The 14,879-nt window shown below is 55.4% G+C and carries 10 protein-coding genes and 1 pseudogene; 9 read left to right on the top strand and 2 right to left on the bottom strand.

The window, feature by feature from the left end:
• Window positions 1–118: 118 nt before the first annotated feature.
• Complete coding sequence (locus ACN22W_RS14200) at window positions 119–1,030, bottom strand: hypothetical protein (RefSeq protein ID WP_124609895.1); 912 nt, start codon at window positions 1,028–1,030, stop codon at window positions 119–121.
• A 1,768-nt stretch (window positions 1,031–2,798) separates the two neighbouring features.
• Here ACN22W_RS14200 and ACN22W_RS14195 point away from each other — a divergent pair.
• Both ACN22W_RS14195 and ACN22W_RS14190 read left to right on the top strand, forming a co-directional pair.
• Window positions 2,799–5,069, top strand: coding sequence for a hypothetical protein (locus ACN22W_RS14195; RefSeq protein WP_419685109.1), 2,271 nt, complete (start codon window positions 2,799–2,801; stop codon window positions 5,067–5,069).
• A complete protein-coding gene (locus tag ACN22W_RS14190) occupies window positions 5,066–6,598 on the top strand; it encodes an ATP-binding protein (protein WP_419685107.1) in 1,533 nt (510 codons plus the stop codon). The genes ACN22W_RS14195 and ACN22W_RS14190 overlap by 4 nt, the downstream gene beginning before the upstream one ends.
• Before the next feature lie 49 nt (window positions 6,599–6,647).
• Here the strand turns inward: ACN22W_RS14190 and ACN22W_RS14185 are convergent, their stop codons facing one another.
• Complete coding sequence (locus tag ACN22W_RS14185; RefSeq protein ID WP_419687426.1) at window positions 6,648–8,009, bottom strand: TnsD family Tn7-like transposition protein; 1,362 nt, start codon at window positions 8,007–8,009, stop codon at window positions 6,648–6,650.
• Window positions 8,010–8,194: 185 nt separating this feature from the next.
• Between ACN22W_RS14185 and ACN22W_RS14180 the strand changes: the two genes are divergently transcribed.
• The 7 genes and pseudogenes from ACN22W_RS14180 to ACN22W_RS14150 form a co-directional block, all read left to right on the top strand.
• Window positions 8,195–8,551: a helix-turn-helix domain-containing protein gene (locus ACN22W_RS14180; protein ID WP_419685105.1), complete on the top strand. Its 357-nt coding sequence runs from the start codon at window positions 8,195–8,197 to the stop codon at window positions 8,549–8,551.
• Complete coding sequence (locus ACN22W_RS14175; RefSeq protein WP_419685103.1) at window positions 8,535–9,458, top strand: TniQ family protein; 924 nt, start codon at window positions 8,535–8,537, stop codon at window positions 9,456–9,458. Before ACN22W_RS14180 ends, ACN22W_RS14175 begins: the two co-directional genes overlap by 17 nt.
• 535 nt (window positions 9,459–9,993) lie before the next feature.
• Entirely contained in the window at window positions 9,994–11,373 is a 1,380-nt protein-coding gene (locus tag ACN22W_RS14170; protein ID WP_419685101.1) for a metallophosphoesterase, read from the top strand.
• Window positions 11,370–12,398: a GTPase-associated system all-helical protein GASH gene (locus ACN22W_RS14165; protein WP_419685099.1), complete on the top strand. Its 1,029-nt coding sequence runs from the start codon at window positions 11,370–11,372 to the stop codon at window positions 12,396–12,398. The genes ACN22W_RS14170 and ACN22W_RS14165 overlap by 4 nt, the downstream gene beginning before the upstream one ends.
• Entirely contained in the window at window positions 12,395–13,450 is a 1,056-nt protein-coding gene (locus ACN22W_RS14160) for a TRAFAC clade GTPase domain-containing protein (protein WP_419685097.1), read from the top strand. The genes ACN22W_RS14165 and ACN22W_RS14160 overlap by 4 nt, the downstream gene beginning before the upstream one ends.
• Entirely contained in the window at window positions 13,447–14,475 is a 1,029-nt protein-coding gene (locus ACN22W_RS14155) for a hypothetical protein (protein WP_419685095.1), read from the top strand. The genes ACN22W_RS14160 and ACN22W_RS14155 overlap by 4 nt, the downstream gene beginning before the upstream one ends.
• Before the next feature lie 10 nt (window positions 14,476–14,485).
• Window positions 14,486–14,734: pseudogene (locus ACN22W_RS14150) on the top strand (hypothetical protein); the annotation flags it as partial.
• Window positions 14,735–14,879: the final 145 nt, after the last annotated feature.

Raw genomic sequence — 14,879 nt, 5'->3', positions numbered from 1 at the left:
TAGAAGAAGTGGACCGTGTGTCGTTCCTTGAGGAGTGTAGACATCGTCCGAATCTCCGGCAACGAAACCGCCGCCGCAATCGATAGATACCCACCCGATGCCACAGCACGGACGGGTATCAGTTTCCCCAGCCGAGTTCGGTTATGAGGAAACCCGTTGCGTGCAGGGCAAGTTCGGCGTCCTCCTTTGACACCTCCCGAAGGTCGTAGCGCTCGCGCTCATTATCTTTTCCTCTCGGGTGAAGAAGATTGACGGTATCAAGTGCAGCACGGATTAGCCGTTGCTCTTTTTCACCGAAATGCTTCTTGACCGCTGTGATGCAACCTCCGAGGTCTTCCTCAAGTATCGTTTTATTTCCAGTCAGAGCATACAGCCATCGAGCGCTGACGACCGCACAAAGATTTCGACACTGGTCAACAACTGAGGTTGGGGAGTCCCTGTACGCTACCTGCATGACACGGTCGTAGGCACTTGATATGGATTTCTGATTCTCCTCCGGAATTTTCTCCAACTTGAGAGCTGGCAGAATGCCAAACGCAGACTCTGCCCGAAGAGTAACCAGCACATCGTGACTGATTGTTTGCTCGGTCTGCAGGATTCGCCAGAGGGAGTGTGCCTGCGTATTGCCTATCGCTAGCTGAAGTCCCTCACCTCGATTGGGACACCCCAAGAGCTCAGTGCAATGGATGAACACATTTAGGTCTTTCTGTATGCGGCCGTAGTCGTTCCTCAGGCGGCTATCAGATTGTAAATTCGGATGCGCCTCTACGAAAACGGACGTGCGATTAGTTTTACCGAATGACTGGAAGATGCGCCCACGCCTCACTCGGGAGACTGGGTCGAACGAGTCCTCCCGGAAAATCCAACGGAACGGGTCGCCTTGCATTCCGCGAGGCAATTTATCGAAATCAGCAGGTGACTCAATGAGTGTGCATTGAGAAATTATTGGCGCAGGGACGGTGAGGTGGTTAGGATTGTCGGTACCCTCATAAATGAGGCCATGGTCGTGTTCGACGCCGAGGCTGGACATGATTTTTTCCGTCAAAGAAACAGCGCCAATATATCGCAGGTCCGAGCCGAAGCGCGATGCCGTATATCTTCCAAGTGATGACGCAGTACGCCGGCGAGGCGAGGTTGGTCAAAGGGAGACGTCGAATCAGCTTTCGATCGGTTCCCCGGGCACATCAGCTAAGCTGATGTAATCCAAGAGGGATGAAATGAGCAGGGCAAGAAGGCACTTTACTGACGAATTCAAACGGGAAGATGTGCGGCCGTGCAGAGAGCCCGGCGCACCGGGCGCAGAGATTGCCCAAGAGAAGGTATCGTCCGGGAAAGCGATGGAGGCCAGTTCGATCTTGCTTGAGGCTGGGTCGCTTTAGATTCTTTCGCGTGCTGCATAGGGCCACAAGACGTCCGGCAAAAAATGTTGCATCATGCTCCTCAATTTTCACCGGTGAAAGTTGAGGAGTACCACTTCTGATGAACTGTGTAGGCCTCGATGGACATCAATATCCAATATATATCGGACTGCAAAATAAACTTGATGACGAAAAACGAGGAGGTGTCTAATGTGACATCACATGGCTCGACACTCAGAGCACATTTTCTCTACTGAAGTTGGTGAACGTAGGAGGCGGTATGTAGAAAAGAAAAAAGCCAATCACGGATGACTGGCTTTGTTTCTTGGCTCTATGAGAGCGCGGTACTGTGAGACTGGACATCCTCAGTATCGTTCTCGAATTCGGCCGAGTCAAGCCCTTTTTGCCTCTGCATTTGCGTATCGCACGCAGGTCCATATTGCGTGCGATTGATGCAAGCGCATTGGCCGTCGGCGTGCCTGATCGCCTCCTGGCGATCTGGTGGGCCGACATCGGCCGGAGACACGAGATGCGAGGAACGATGACGTGGGAGAAGCTGCAGAAGTTGATTGAAGAGGGGGCGGGCCAAGGGCACGGGGAAAGTTACAGGCCGTTCATCGAGGTTCGACGGAGGAATTCGTCACCGAATAGCAACCAGACGGTCGGTCCGCTTCCAGGCCAGAAGCGCCCATTTCATGGGCTGGCTAGGCTCGAACGTCACATTGGAATGCTGTGCTACTGGTTAGGCGCACAGGACGTACGAGAACAGTTTCCTGTTTGGCCCTTTCCGCATTCCCACCCCTTGGCTGGCGCTGCGACCGCAGAGCAATATGAAACAGTCGTTGCACCAGGTTTGCTCGAGATTGCTGAGGACGCAGGCATAGACCACGGTGTTTACGTCGGAACAGGCATTCCCTATGTCGCCACGCTCGATGTGGTGGCGACGGTACTGAGGGAGCACGTGCCTCCGCGACTAGTCGTTTTCTCGTGCAAGCCCTATGAGGCAGTTGCCAACGCCTGTCCAACATCACGGATCCTGGAGCGACTCGAACTAGAACGACGCTACTGCCGTGCGATATCTGCTCGATATCACATCGCGCACGATCTCGCCCTGCCGCGGCAGTTGTTTGCAAATCTCGAAGTATGTGGAACCGGGCTCGCTTGCCGAGACCGAATTTGCTCGGCGCCGCGCTTCGACGAATTTCGAGATGCCTTGATCAGAGGGATGCTTCGGAGACCACTAAGAGAGGCCGTCCGGATAGCTACGGCAAACACGGGATTTTCGAAATGCTTGGCGTGGCCGGCGTTCAGGTTGCTCGCGTGGCAGCTCGATATCGATATCGACCTAAGTGAGCCGATTGCAACGTCGAGCTTGATGGTTCGTGGGGGGCGAGCCATACACGCGCGTCTGCGGGATTCGCTTTTCGAGGGAGGTGGAAAGTGAGCAGAATTCTCGAGAACAGTATTTTTCGCTTCAACGACGCGCCGTCCACATCGTGCGGAACGTATCGAGCACTTCTTCTCAATGTCCCATGTAATCGTGTCTGGGCGATTCAAACTGCTCGCGAGGACAACCGCAAGATCACCTATCATCGCGGCCCCAAGATGTTTTCGCTAGGGCAGATCGAGCTGTCGATTGACGACGGACGTGTGGAAATTGAAACATACATCGCTCCTACCACTTGGTTGCTCTCGGACGAGCAGATCGAGGCAAGGTACGGCCGAAGCGCTGGAAGCGAAAAGTGTGCTCAACTCAGTCGCCGCGATAGAGCGTGGCACGTGATCGAGCCAATCGTCTCTCGGTACTGCCTCCACGATTTGCTGGAACTTGGCATGTTGCGAACGGCAGTTGGTGAGCGCGCATCCGAGTTGGGCGTCAAGAACAAGATCATTCTTGCGATTCTGCATCGATACTGGGCGGGTGCTAGTAATCGCAATGCCTTGTTGGGGAGTCTCAGCAACTGTGGGGGAAAAGGAAAGATCCGTTCGCAGGCTAGGAAGTTGGGCCGTCCGAACGTCGCGATTCGAAGCGATCCATCGGCGTCACCCGGGTACTTGTTGAGCGACGTTGATCGTGAGCAGTTGCAGTTTGGGTGGGAGACATTTCTACGCCCGGGAGTATCGGTTCATGCGGCCTATCTTAGAACGATGGAGGCCTTTTATCGTGCCGAGACCGAGAAACGGGGGGATGCATTGATACCGATGCTGAGACTCCCCGAGAACAGGCCGACGCTGCGCCAGTTTAGATACTGGGGGATGGGCGGTCTGCGGTCGAGAGCAGCCTCTCGGTTGCAACTGATGGGAGGTGAGTTTGACCGGAATCTAAGAGCGCTGCCGGGGACAGCGCGAGACGGAATTCAATGTGTCGGGCAGGTGGCGTACTGCGATGCGACAACGAACGACGTTTATCTTGTGTCTTCAGCGAGCCCCCTACTCGTTGTAGGCACAGCGAATCGGATCATGATTCGCGACGCATACACCGGAATCATCGCCGGATTCTACTGTGGGTTCGATGCGCCGTCTGCGGAGACGGCTATGCAAGCGATCGCTCATGCAGCTCTCGACAAGATGGACTTTTGCTCGCGCTTTGGGCTTGTCGCTTCCTTCGAGGATTGGCCTGCAATAGCGTTCCAACGATACATCTGCGATAACGGCGAATTTCGAGCACAAGAATCCATACAACGCGTCGCGAATTTTGGCAGCACCTTGGAGTTTACGCCGGTGGGGCGCGCCGATCTGAAGTCTCCGGTCGAGACATATCATCATGTCCTTCATTCCGCGTTAGATCATAAGATCCCGGGCACGACCCGCGGTAAGCGTACCGAGCGCGGGCAAAAATCGCCGGTGCTATCCGCATGTCTGACGTACTTCGAGTACGTGAGGAATTTAGTCAAGCGGATTCTTCATCACAATAACGAAGAGCGCTGCGAAAATCTACTGACCACCGAAATGCGCCGAGATAACGTCGTTCCTACGCGGATCTCAATTTACAGATGGTGCATTGAGAACGGGTACACGGCGGGAGGCCCCCCATCGGCAGACTTGGTGAGATCGCATCTGTATCCAAAGTTGCCGGCCGTATTGACCGGATCAGGTGTGTACCTTCTACGACCTGATCGCGGACGAAAAGCTGAAGTCGTGAGAAAAGCCCGCTTCGTCGGAAAAATTCTTCTGGAGCGAGGGTTGATGGAGGAGGCGCGCAGGAATCACGTGCGGCTTGAGGTTCGCGCAGATCCCAACGATCTTCGCAAGATTTGGATAGTCCACGACGGGGTGCACGAACTCACCAACGTTGACGATCACGATCGCCTTGCAGTGACGGAGTGGACATTGCAAGACCATCTTGCCGTACAAGATCACGATCTACTTGAGCGGCATCGAAGCAGAGGGATGTGCGAGCAGCAGGAGGTAACCCTCGATGCAGAACTCTTCGCTGACGTGAGCAGTGCAAAGGAAGAGAAGAAGGAGCTTATCGAGCGCAGTCGGAAGCGATTCTCTGAGAGGTCTTTGAAGTCGAACATCAGACAGAATCGAAAGTTCGAAAAGAGTCTTCTAGCGAGCGTTGCAGAACCACCTTCTCAAACGGACAGTGTCCCAGAAGCCACGGTGCCGCCGACGGCCAGTGCGAATGCGCCCAATACCGCACCGACACAGACGTCACCGGCCTTGGAGGTGATGAGGCGATTCAACAGAATGCGAGAAGAATCATGACTCGAGTTCATGCCGCGTCATCGTCGGAAGGTGCCGTACCCGTGAACCCGCTGTTGGAGGTACTACCGCTTCCAGTACGTTACGAAGATCTTCCGATGCTCCTGAACCGCGAGCCTCTCCTGTCGGTACGAATGAACGATATGCCTCTTGCCGATCGAGAACGATATGCGTCCAAGGTCACCGCACATTTCGTACCTACGCCAGTAGCAATCGATATTGCTGATGCCATATTGGCGTCGATTTGGGCAGGTTACGAGGATCGAAATCCTGCGACGAAGACCTTCCTGAGCGAGCGTATGCAGGTCGCCAAAATGGATCCACTCAAAGGTCTTTCGATGCAATTGGGGCACGTACGGAATGCCCGCGGCCTTACTATCAAAGGCATTACCGGACTTGGAAAGTCGACCATCGTCAACCGGGTGCTCAGTCTCCTCCCACAGGTTATCGAGCACGGTCGGAATCAGCAGTGTGGCTGGGCGTCGCAACTGCAGTTGGTCTGGATCAAAGTAGACATGACATCGGACGGTAGTCGGCATGGTTTCCTGATGCAGATATATGCCGCCGTGGATGCTGCGTTGGGAACAGACTACTTCAGACAATATTCTGCGAAGAAATGGACTGTGGAAACGCACATGGTCGTCGTTGCTCAGTTGCTCTTCAATTCGTTCTGTGGTGTCTTGATAGTTGAGGAAATTCAGCTACGCAATTTCCAAAGCGAGGCGTCCCGCAACCTCATGTTGTTATTCTTCCTTCGCCTCTGCAATCTTGGCATCCCGATCGTTCTCATCGGAAACCCGATTGGGTTCGAAGGATTCGAAGACTTCTCACAAGATGTGCGGCGTATGAGTTCCGGCGGTGCGTTTGAGTTGTGGCCCGCAACCTCGTCGAGCGATGTTGAGTGGGTTGAGTTTGTCGTCCCCGGCATGCTGAGATTCAATATCCTTCCGAAGCCGCCTCAGCTTGTCGACGCTGCGGAGTTGTTGTTTGGCTTTACCGGCGGCATTTGCGACTTCCTTGCGAAGCTCTTGATCCAGGCACAACTGCTGGCATTGAGATCTGGAAAGGACCACCTGAGCAATGATGAGGTGGTGGCCGCGTTTAGAAGTCCAGTGATGCGCTCGTCGCATGCCCTCATTCGCGGGCTTGTTGAGCGCGACGTCAATGCGTTGAGCAAGTTCCTTGATGTGCCTGCATTGTCGTTTGCATCAATGTGGGACTCCGAAATCGATCCGATGAAGCCAGTAAAAGCAGGTTCTTCGTCTTTGAGCGCTGCCGCTTCTGCCAAGATGGCGCTGACGCAAGGCGCAGATATCGCAAGCAAAGGTGGGCGCGCGAGATCATCTGCCAAGGCACCTCGGTTTGTGACCGCAGCAGCGACATTTCAAGCAAAGAAGACATCGGCTGAGCGCCGCAAGCGCAAAGCGGAGGAGTTGCGAGCATCTCTGTCTCCGGAGGATGTACGAGCGGATGGGCGCCAGAATGTGCTGCTTGGGAATTTCCATGAACTGAAGAAGCGGAAGGGTTCGTAGGTTTTTGGTTTCCCGGGAAGCCAGACATGAGATTGCAAACCAAGCAGAACTACATACGTTGTCTGCGCATTTCTTCGACGATATCGTTGAGAAGTGCTGCGGTGCGTGGCATTCTGGATAGCTGGACAGCAAAAGGAAGTGGCCCCAGCTCACGGAGAACTGTGTTCACAGTGATGCGTCGACCTGCGGTAAGGCTGACGCGATAGCGCTGTTCCATTGCTAGTGCATGCAACCGCGCATCGCGTTGAGGCCAATTGACCCACGTGTCGTAGCGACGATTGGGTGGTAGCGGTTCACGACAATTATTTTCGAGCCAATCCGGATCGTGGCGATATAGCCACCGCCATGGTCCGCCAACATCTCGAGCTATCTGCGATCGTGATGCGCCGGGATGTTCAGCGAGGTAGCGGAGCACGGATGTAACGGCTTCTTGCCGGCGACGGTGTCTTTCCGATGGCGATACTAGCCGCCTCTGTATCGATGACGGACGATAGGTGGCTGACGGAGGTTGTGTCTCGCATTGTTGTGGTGGGGACATGGTGCTCTCCCACTCATATACCGATATGAAATGCTCCCACGTGCCAAACAGCATTCCAATGAGAACGAGGTTTGGCAATGTGTTAGACGTTTCTCGCTTTGAGCGCAGTATCTCGACAAGCGAGATTATTTCTCGTGATAGTTCGGGGCGACAGAGTTGGACACCACGAGGTAGCGAACTCACATGTAGTCTTAGCTTCGATTCGAGTTCGGCGAGCCGCAGTCGTCCGGATCTTGAGAGCAACTGCCTTTCTTTGAGAGCGTGCCGGTACGTGTGATACAGAACATGCTGGTCGAACTGCCCGGGAAGCCGGCATTGAAGCGCAGCAGCGGCTAGCGTCGCAAACTGCAGTGTGCTGCTGCCGGATTTGTTCTGGGTGTCGGCAGAGCGCGTCCATGTCAAATCACTGGGTAGAAAAAGCGTCGTTTGCTTACCTTGTCGCATCGACTTCGCCGTTATCAACTCGACCCGATGTACTGGGCAAACAGCAACTCCCGGAAGTTGCGGTGTCCGGTGCCAATATGCGGCGCCTGCTGATCGAACATCTTCCTCCATGCATTCTGGGCAGGCCTTGATCGGTAGCCTCGCTCCAGCCGCACACGCCTGCAATCCCAATCGTCGCTTCAACGACGCAACCGTATCGCTACCAATTTGTTCGGCAGCGCTTTGTACGAATTTCGGTTCGCGAAATCGAACAAAAAAGGGCAAGCAAGTGGCAGCGATCGCGATGTCTACAGGGCTCGATAGAGGTGGCGGCATCAGCCTTGCCAGGGTGGACAGCCCGTGTGGGTAATCGAAGATCAGCGCCGCTCTTCTGTTGCCAAGTAGTAAGCGACTCAGATCCGTTGACGCTGCTTGGGAAGTCAGCAGCATTGTGCGCGAGAGCAAGCTGAACAACGTCTCGTCATCTTGGAGAAGCGGCAGATTGAGGGCGCGACCAGATTCGGGGTAGAGGTGCATAACGCACTCCTGCGTTGAACTCAGATGCTCGCGCGATCGGCTGTAAGAAGCAACGTCAAGAACTTGCATATAAATATGCAAAAGAGCATAGTTGTTCAATGAACTCCGAAACTGAACAGTTACTTGCGTGGTTACGTACTGCCGTGGCGGATCGCCGATTGACGCAGGCAGAGATTGCTCAGGTGACCGGCGTCAATCAGTCTCAAATCAGTCGGATATTGCGTGGTCAGAACAAGCGAACCTCTGCAAACGTCAGTGCACTGTGCTCATTCGCCAGGCACGAGATTCAGTCGATGCTTGGTGCGGGAGACGTAGGTTTAGAGGCCGAAGCGCACGGGATACTTCGGAACTTAATGAACGGAAGCGATCACGAGCGCCGGCTCGTCGTCGACGTTTTGAGACGACTCAAGGTACTGCGTGACACCTGGAGATCTGCTGATGATTCCTGTAAGTGACCGGCCCTTGTTTGTACCTACGATCCCCGATGGCGTGACCTTCTTTTCACTTGTTGCTGTTACGCATGCTCTGTCGGGCAATATGTCGAAATCCGTAACGAGCTTCCAGTTGTTCGACTGCGCGACTTCGTTTCCTGCGGCGCCCTTCGCGCAGTGCCTTTACCGTGCACAAGCAAAAGGATGTATTCCAGAGAGCAACTCGTTGCTTGAGCGTGGAACGTTGTTCGGCTTCTATTCATCGGCGATGTCGATGCGCCAGGCGCACGAGTGGCGAATGACGATACGGCCGAAGCGGTTTCAAGGACGTAACACGAGGAGTTTCATCCCGACTTCTGCTCAGAGGAACTTGGCCAAGTACGGCATGTATTGCTGTACAGCTTGCATGGAAGTGGATGTGGGCAAGTATGGTCTAGCGTATTGGCATACGATCCACCAGGTTCCGGGCATACATCATTGCCCAATCCACAGCCTTCCTCTCTTAGGAGCCTGTAAAACCTGCGGCCGAAGTCAGGGGTCTGACAGTGACTGGCATCTCCCTCAACCGAGTTGCCCGCACTGTGGGAATGACCAGTTCGACTCGCGACCTGCCATCCTGACGCGTGGTTATCTACGTCACTTGGACTTAACGTCTGAGCTCTTTTCGAGTAACCGCCGCGCGATATCGCCTGCCCGGCGGATGGCGTTGTACCGTCGAGCATTTGCGATGGAGCGGAAGCGTTATCCGGAACGCATAATTCGGTCTCTGCTGAGAGATTGGGATTGCACGTCGCTGCGCCAACTTTCGAACGTAGTTGGGGCTGAGATTACACCCGCGTTCGTAGAGCGGGCGATAACTGGCAATGACGGTGGTGTGAATCCGATTGGTCAGTTGGTGCTGGTGGCATTGGCCCGTGCGTCCGTTTCTTGACCGGGGTGAGAAGTAGCGCCGAGTATACGTCGCACCATCGGGCTTTTGAGTGCGGTCTAATGTGCTAATTGCGACGTCGACGGATTGTACCTGACCACAGTGGTACCGAGCGGGTTGTAGCAGTTGCAACTCAGTGAGCTCGAGATGGCAAGATCTGGGTGGACTTTGGTGGATATGGGAAAGCCCTCGACTTCGTCCTTGACGGAGTCATCGAGGCTTTTGCATCTATAAATCGACCGTTGGGGAGCGTTCTGGCCAGGGGGGGATAGCCAGATGGGGGCGATGTCCTATTTGAGATACGGTGCTTTGCTATGGGCAGAAGGTTCTATTTGAAAAAACGGCGGTGATGGCAATACCGTCGATGGTGGAAGTACGTTCGACTTCTAACGACCCTGCACTGGCGGTGATTGGGCTGAAACGTGAGAGCAGGAGTGAGATTGCCAAAGTCATATGCTCACGCTCTTGCTTGCCTGCTCATCCAAACCTACCGTTCCTTTTGCTATGATCACGCGGGAAACGGGGCACTGGGGGCAGCTTGAAAGCAATCTTTATTCATCTTTCCGATATCCACTTCGGCCAAGAGAAGAATGGCGGGGACATCGTCGTAAATAATGACGCCAAGCGACGGTTGATCGACGACGCGCGTGCGGAAGTGGCGAAGCTGGGAGGAAAAGCTTCGGGCGTGATCGTGACCGGCGACATCGCATATTCAGGAAAGGAACACGAGTATCGAATCGCCGCTGAATGGCTGGTCGAGCTGACCGATGCCATTGGCTGCGAGCGGGTCAATGTCCAGATGGTACCGGGGAACCATGACATCGATAGAGACAAGATTTCTGTCCCGATTGAATGCGTTCTTACACAGATCCGTGAAAATGGGGATGCCGTCCTTGATCCGCTCCTGGATAGCGCCGAGGGCTGCGATTTTCTGTATGGGCGGTTCGCGGCTTATCGTGATTTCGCATTGGACTACGAGTGCGAGCTTGATCTGAACGGACAAATGTCCAGCGGGGGACGCCTCGAACTCGCGAAAGGGCGAAGCATCAAGTTCGTGCGTCTGAATTCGGCTCTTATTTGTTCTCGCAAGGACGATGAAGGAAAGTTGATCCTTGGCAAGCGGCAACAAGTCTTGCCAGAGGAGGATGGGGAGGAGATCATCGTCCTCGTTCATCACCCGCTCAACTGGTTCCAAGATTCGGGGAAGGCTCGCAACTACCTTCGTAATCGAGCGCGTGTCCTAATTTCCGGTCACGAGCACTTTCCGAGGCTGCAGGTTGATTCAGTCGACGCGGGGCGCGACTTGCTGCTCTTGGCCGCTGGTGCGACAAATCCGGAGAAGGTTGTCGAGGACTACACGTACAAGTACAACATTCTCGTTTTCGAATGGGATGAGGATGCTGACGCGCTCGCGGTGACGATCAATCCGAGAACGTGGGATGACTACCTGACCCGCTTCAGGCGAGACGACGCGTTCATGGACGGAAGGGCGGAACGGCAGGTACTGGCTTCGCCGAACTTTCGCCGGGCTCCGCGGCCAACCATCGTACCGCCAGTGGATCGCATGGCTTCGGAAGGAACGCCAGAAGTCGAGCCGGTTGCCGTTGCCACCGCAGCCACATCGCCGGCCGACACGGCGGTCAACGTGATCAACCGGGCAGCACTTGCGCCAGACACAGAGCCGTCCCCGACAGTGGACCAACGTCTTCTCCAGCTTAGGTTCTTTCAGGAGCTGTCGGAAGGCGAAAGGTTGAATGCACTCGTGGACCTAGGAGCAATACGGCCTGAATTTAGAGGGCGACTTGACCATTCGATGGAGCGTCGCTTGTTCAGGATGCTAATCAAGCAAGGGAAGACCCAGGCAATCGAGGAGCGACTCGGTTCGATCGAGGCAAAGAAGCGCGGAGACATACAATGAGCATAATGGCAAAATATTCCCGGATGTTCTGGGCGGAACCAACCGATGCTGACGTTGCAGCACGCAACCGATCCGTCGAAAAATTGCGCGTGGTATTCGAAGCGCTCAACTCGCGAGCGGCGATAGGCGTAGCTGCGGCATTGGTTGACGCCCTCGCCGGCGCTGAGCTTCCTGTCGATTTGTCCAAGACCGTCGAGAAGGCAATCAGTGACGAAAGTCCTGCGTTCCAGATGTCCGGCCACGAATTACAGGGTGCAGTCTGTGCTGCTGTCGCGGCGCTGGATTTCGCTCGCGAGGCTCCTTTGACTGCGCGCGGATGGACGTCTGCCGATGCAATGGCCGCCGCACTATGGTCTGGCCTCGCGTTGCAATCCCCTCTCGAAAACGCTTTTGTCGAAGCTTTGCGTAGGGAACTGCACGATGCCTGCCGGGATCGGGTTCGTGCCGTCTCAAGGCAGGCAAGGGAGAGGCAGGACGTGCCTGACGTTGGCAAGCTCACAATTTCCGAAAACGAGCCCGTGGGAGCAAGAGCGCAGACTGCATATAAGCGAGCGACGGAGCCTGTCATCAAAGCGCTCAAGGAAAATGCTGAACTCGACCGCGAAGAAATCGACTTCTTGTGGTGGGCGCTCGGCGATCATAGTGGTCTCTTCGACTGTCCGCTGGGTAAGAAGGCACCCTTCAGTCGTGCGATAGCGGTTGGAATCGAGGGGGCGTCGAAGCTTCGCAGGTTGCCGAGCGATGGACATCGCCATGTTGTTCTTCGGCAGATCGGCGAGTCCGAATCGCTTACCTTGGAGGGGCTCGTCGGGAAGCTCGGTGAAGACAAGGCTCAGTTAGCGCGTAGCTTCGCAGGTACGTGGGCGATGGCGCTCCCTTCTATTTTCCCGCTGATCAATGCGCTGCCGGTCGACGCACAGCTGCGTGAATCGTCGGTGTCACTCGATGCTAGGGACTGGGGCACTCGTGCTTTGCTGGAGGCTGCGATTATCCATCTTGAGGATAAGCTGGGCGGTAAAACATGACGCGAGGTTCCTGCAAAGACGCAAACTGTACTTTCAATCTGACGAAGGCGTGCGTCCGTGGTAATCCGCCCGATGAATGTCCGCACCGGCCGTTGTTGACTGAAGACGACCTTGCGGATGACGAGGAGGAACGCGAGCAGGCGGACTCTGACGGCGCCGGATCGTCGTTGGACGTTGCGCGGCGTCTCGAGGTGGGGGGAGCGGTTCTTGATGCACCGACCGAACTTCCTACGCTACCTCCCAGTCGGACGCTAAATCTCGACAAGGCAAACGCCATGATGGGGGCGAGGCAGACGTGCATGATAGGTATCGTCGGCCTGCCCGGTGCTGGTAAGACAGCGTGTCTCGTCAGTGCTTACCTGTTGCTGGCGAAAGGTGAGTTCGAAGGGTTCAGTTTCGCCGACAGCATGACGTTAAGAGCATTCGAAGAAATCGCGCGTGGAAGTCGAATGTGGGTGAAGGGCAACCCACCTGAACAGATTACTGCCCATACGACGCTCACCGACGATCGGGAGGCTGGGTTTCTGCACCTACGGTTACGACGCGATAGAGATGGCAGGCTCTTCGATCTTCTTTTGCCTGATTTGCCCGGTGAGTGGTCGAAAGAACTCATTGATCTCAACAACGTCACGCGCTTGGCGTTTTTGAAATCATCAAGCGTGATCTGGTTAATGGTCGACGGCCGTCAGTTCGCAAATGACGAAACCGTTGCATATGCGCGGTACAGGGCTAGCCTTCTCATCGAGCGTCTAGCAGACCTACTCGGTGAGCATAGACCGGGCATACTGCTCGTGCCGACATGGAGGGACGCAGACGTTTTCCCTGCGGCTGAAGTCACAGGGCTTGCCGAGACGGCGATCCGACTCGGCTTCGAGTTCGAGATGGCGCCCATTGCGTCCTTCTCATCGAACGACGCCATTTCACCAGGTGATGGGGTTGCTGAGCTGATGGAACGGTCGATTTGCCCGCCCAAACGGGCCCATGCATTCTGGCCTGCGACTGAGGCTGAGCAGGATGATCGCGCGCTGCTTATGTTTAGGGGGCGGCAATGAATTCCGGATCGGTAATGCTGGTTGGTGGCCCAGGGTCTGGTAAGACAAACTACATCGCCCGACTTTGGCTCGCCTTCAAGGCGAGAAAAGGAGCATTGCGCGCTGAGCGTCTGCCCACGAACATCCACTATGTCGACGACGCAGTGCGTCATCTTATGGCGCGTAAGTTTGCGCCTAGGTCGGAGCGGAATATAGAGGATGGGCGTCGCGATTTCGTGATCGAGGTTCGCGGGAATGGGGGGGCGGGTGTACCGAAGAAGATCTCAGTTCCCGATATTACTGGTGAGCTCTGGAAGCGAGCAGTCGAGACCTACGAGTTGCCCCAAGAGTGGATTGATGAGTTCAAAGGCTCATCTTCTGCGATTCTCTTTCTTCGTGCGCACACCAAGCTTAACGCGCAACCGATGGACTGGGTCACTGCCCGCGACATGCTGCAAATGCACGCGGCTGTGGTGGACGACGAGCTTGGCGATGACTATGACGAGGAAGACGAAGACGACGAAGCAGAAGGTGAAAAGGGAAGCGTTGCTGCTAGGTCAATTTCCGGCCCTGCGGTTGTTGCCGCGGAACCAGGCGCAGAGGCGGCAGCGACAGAGCAGGGTGAATCAGTGTCTCACATACAACCAAAAGCACCCAAGCTCCCGGCACAAGTCGGTTTCTGCGAGTTACTGCGTTACCTAGAACTGTTGCTCACGGATCGGCCTGATGGTTCTAGGCCGAGAGTGGCGGTGGTGGTGACTGCGTGGGATATGCTTGACGATGAGGCAAAAAGGGCTGGTCCGATGCAGTATCTCAAGAAAGAATTCCCGCTTTTCGCGGGTCGAGTTCAGACACCAGGCCGTTTGGACATCGAGCTTTTCGGGATGTCGATCGTTGGTGGCAACCTGAAAGGAAGGCCGGAATTTAGAGAGTCTTTGAAGGGGCGAGATCTGTCGGAGGTTGGCTATACCGCTGTGATGAAGAGTGGTGTTATGGCTGAGGATCCGGACGTGACATTACCCCTCGCTTGGGCTCTTGGGGACTGAGGCACCGTTCGTGATCGTCATCGAACAGCAACTACATGGATACCGACATGGGCATGAGCTCCTGTCCGCGTCCGTGCGTCTTCCTGCGCGGGATCAAGACCTGTTGGACAGACTATCTGACGTCGCAGGGCCCTTGGGGCCTGGCGAGCGCTTTTTGCCTTACCTGACCTGCTATCCGCTACCGAGTGGTTCTCACTACGTGCTCGCCCGGACGTGGCAGGATCTTAGTGCGCCTCGTGCCGGCTGTGTGCGAACAAGGTCTCTGCTGATTCCGATGCAGGCTTGGGTGACCTTGGATGAACCCGTTGCGCTCGCCGAAGCCGTTTCAGCCGGAGGGCCGACGGGCCCGACGGAACCAATTTCTGTTCCTCGCGCATCGGTCAAGCGACTTCCGCCGGTTGAAG

The organism is Burkholderia theae, from assembly GCF_048565265.1.
In the GTDB taxonomy this organism is placed as follows: Bacteria; Pseudomonadota; Gammaproteobacteria; order Burkholderiales; family Burkholderiaceae; genus Burkholderia; species Burkholderia theae.
The sequence above is the reverse complement of the archived record's forward strand: the minus strand, read 5'-3'. Positions and strand labels throughout refer to the sequence as shown.

What these genes read in the sequence shown, in the direction of transcription:
- ACN22W_RS14180 (WP_419685105.1), top strand. Translation starts at nt 8,195, where the DNA reads ATGAACTCCGAAACTGAACAGTTACTTGCGTGGTTACGTACTGCCGTG.
- ACN22W_RS14185 (WP_419687426.1), bottom strand. Translation starts at nt 8,009, where the DNA reads ATGCTGCTGACTTCCCAAGCAGCGTCAACGGATCTGAGTCGCTTACTA.
- ACN22W_RS14160 (WP_419685097.1), top strand. Translation starts at nt 12,395, where the DNA reads ATGACGCGAGGTTCCTGCAAAGACGCAAACTGTACTTTCAATCTGACG.
- ACN22W_RS14155 (WP_419685095.1), top strand. Translation starts at nt 13,447, where the DNA reads ATGAATTCCGGATCGGTAATGCTGGTTGGTGGCCCAGGGTCTGGTAAG.
- ACN22W_RS14165 (WP_419685099.1), top strand. Translation starts at nt 11,370, where the DNA reads ATGAGCATAATGGCAAAATATTCCCGGATGTTCTGGGCGGAACCAACC.
- ACN22W_RS14200 (WP_124609895.1), bottom strand. Translation starts at nt 1,030, where the DNA reads ATGTCCAGCCTCGGCGTCGAACACGACCATGGCCTCATTTATGAGGGT.
- ACN22W_RS14190 (WP_419685107.1), top strand. Translation starts at nt 5,066, where the DNA reads ATGACTCGAGTTCATGCCGCGTCATCGTCGGAAGGTGCCGTACCCGTG.
- ACN22W_RS14175 (WP_419685103.1), top strand. Translation starts at nt 8,535, where the DNA reads ATGATTCCTGTAAGTGACCGGCCCTTGTTTGTACCTACGATCCCCGAT.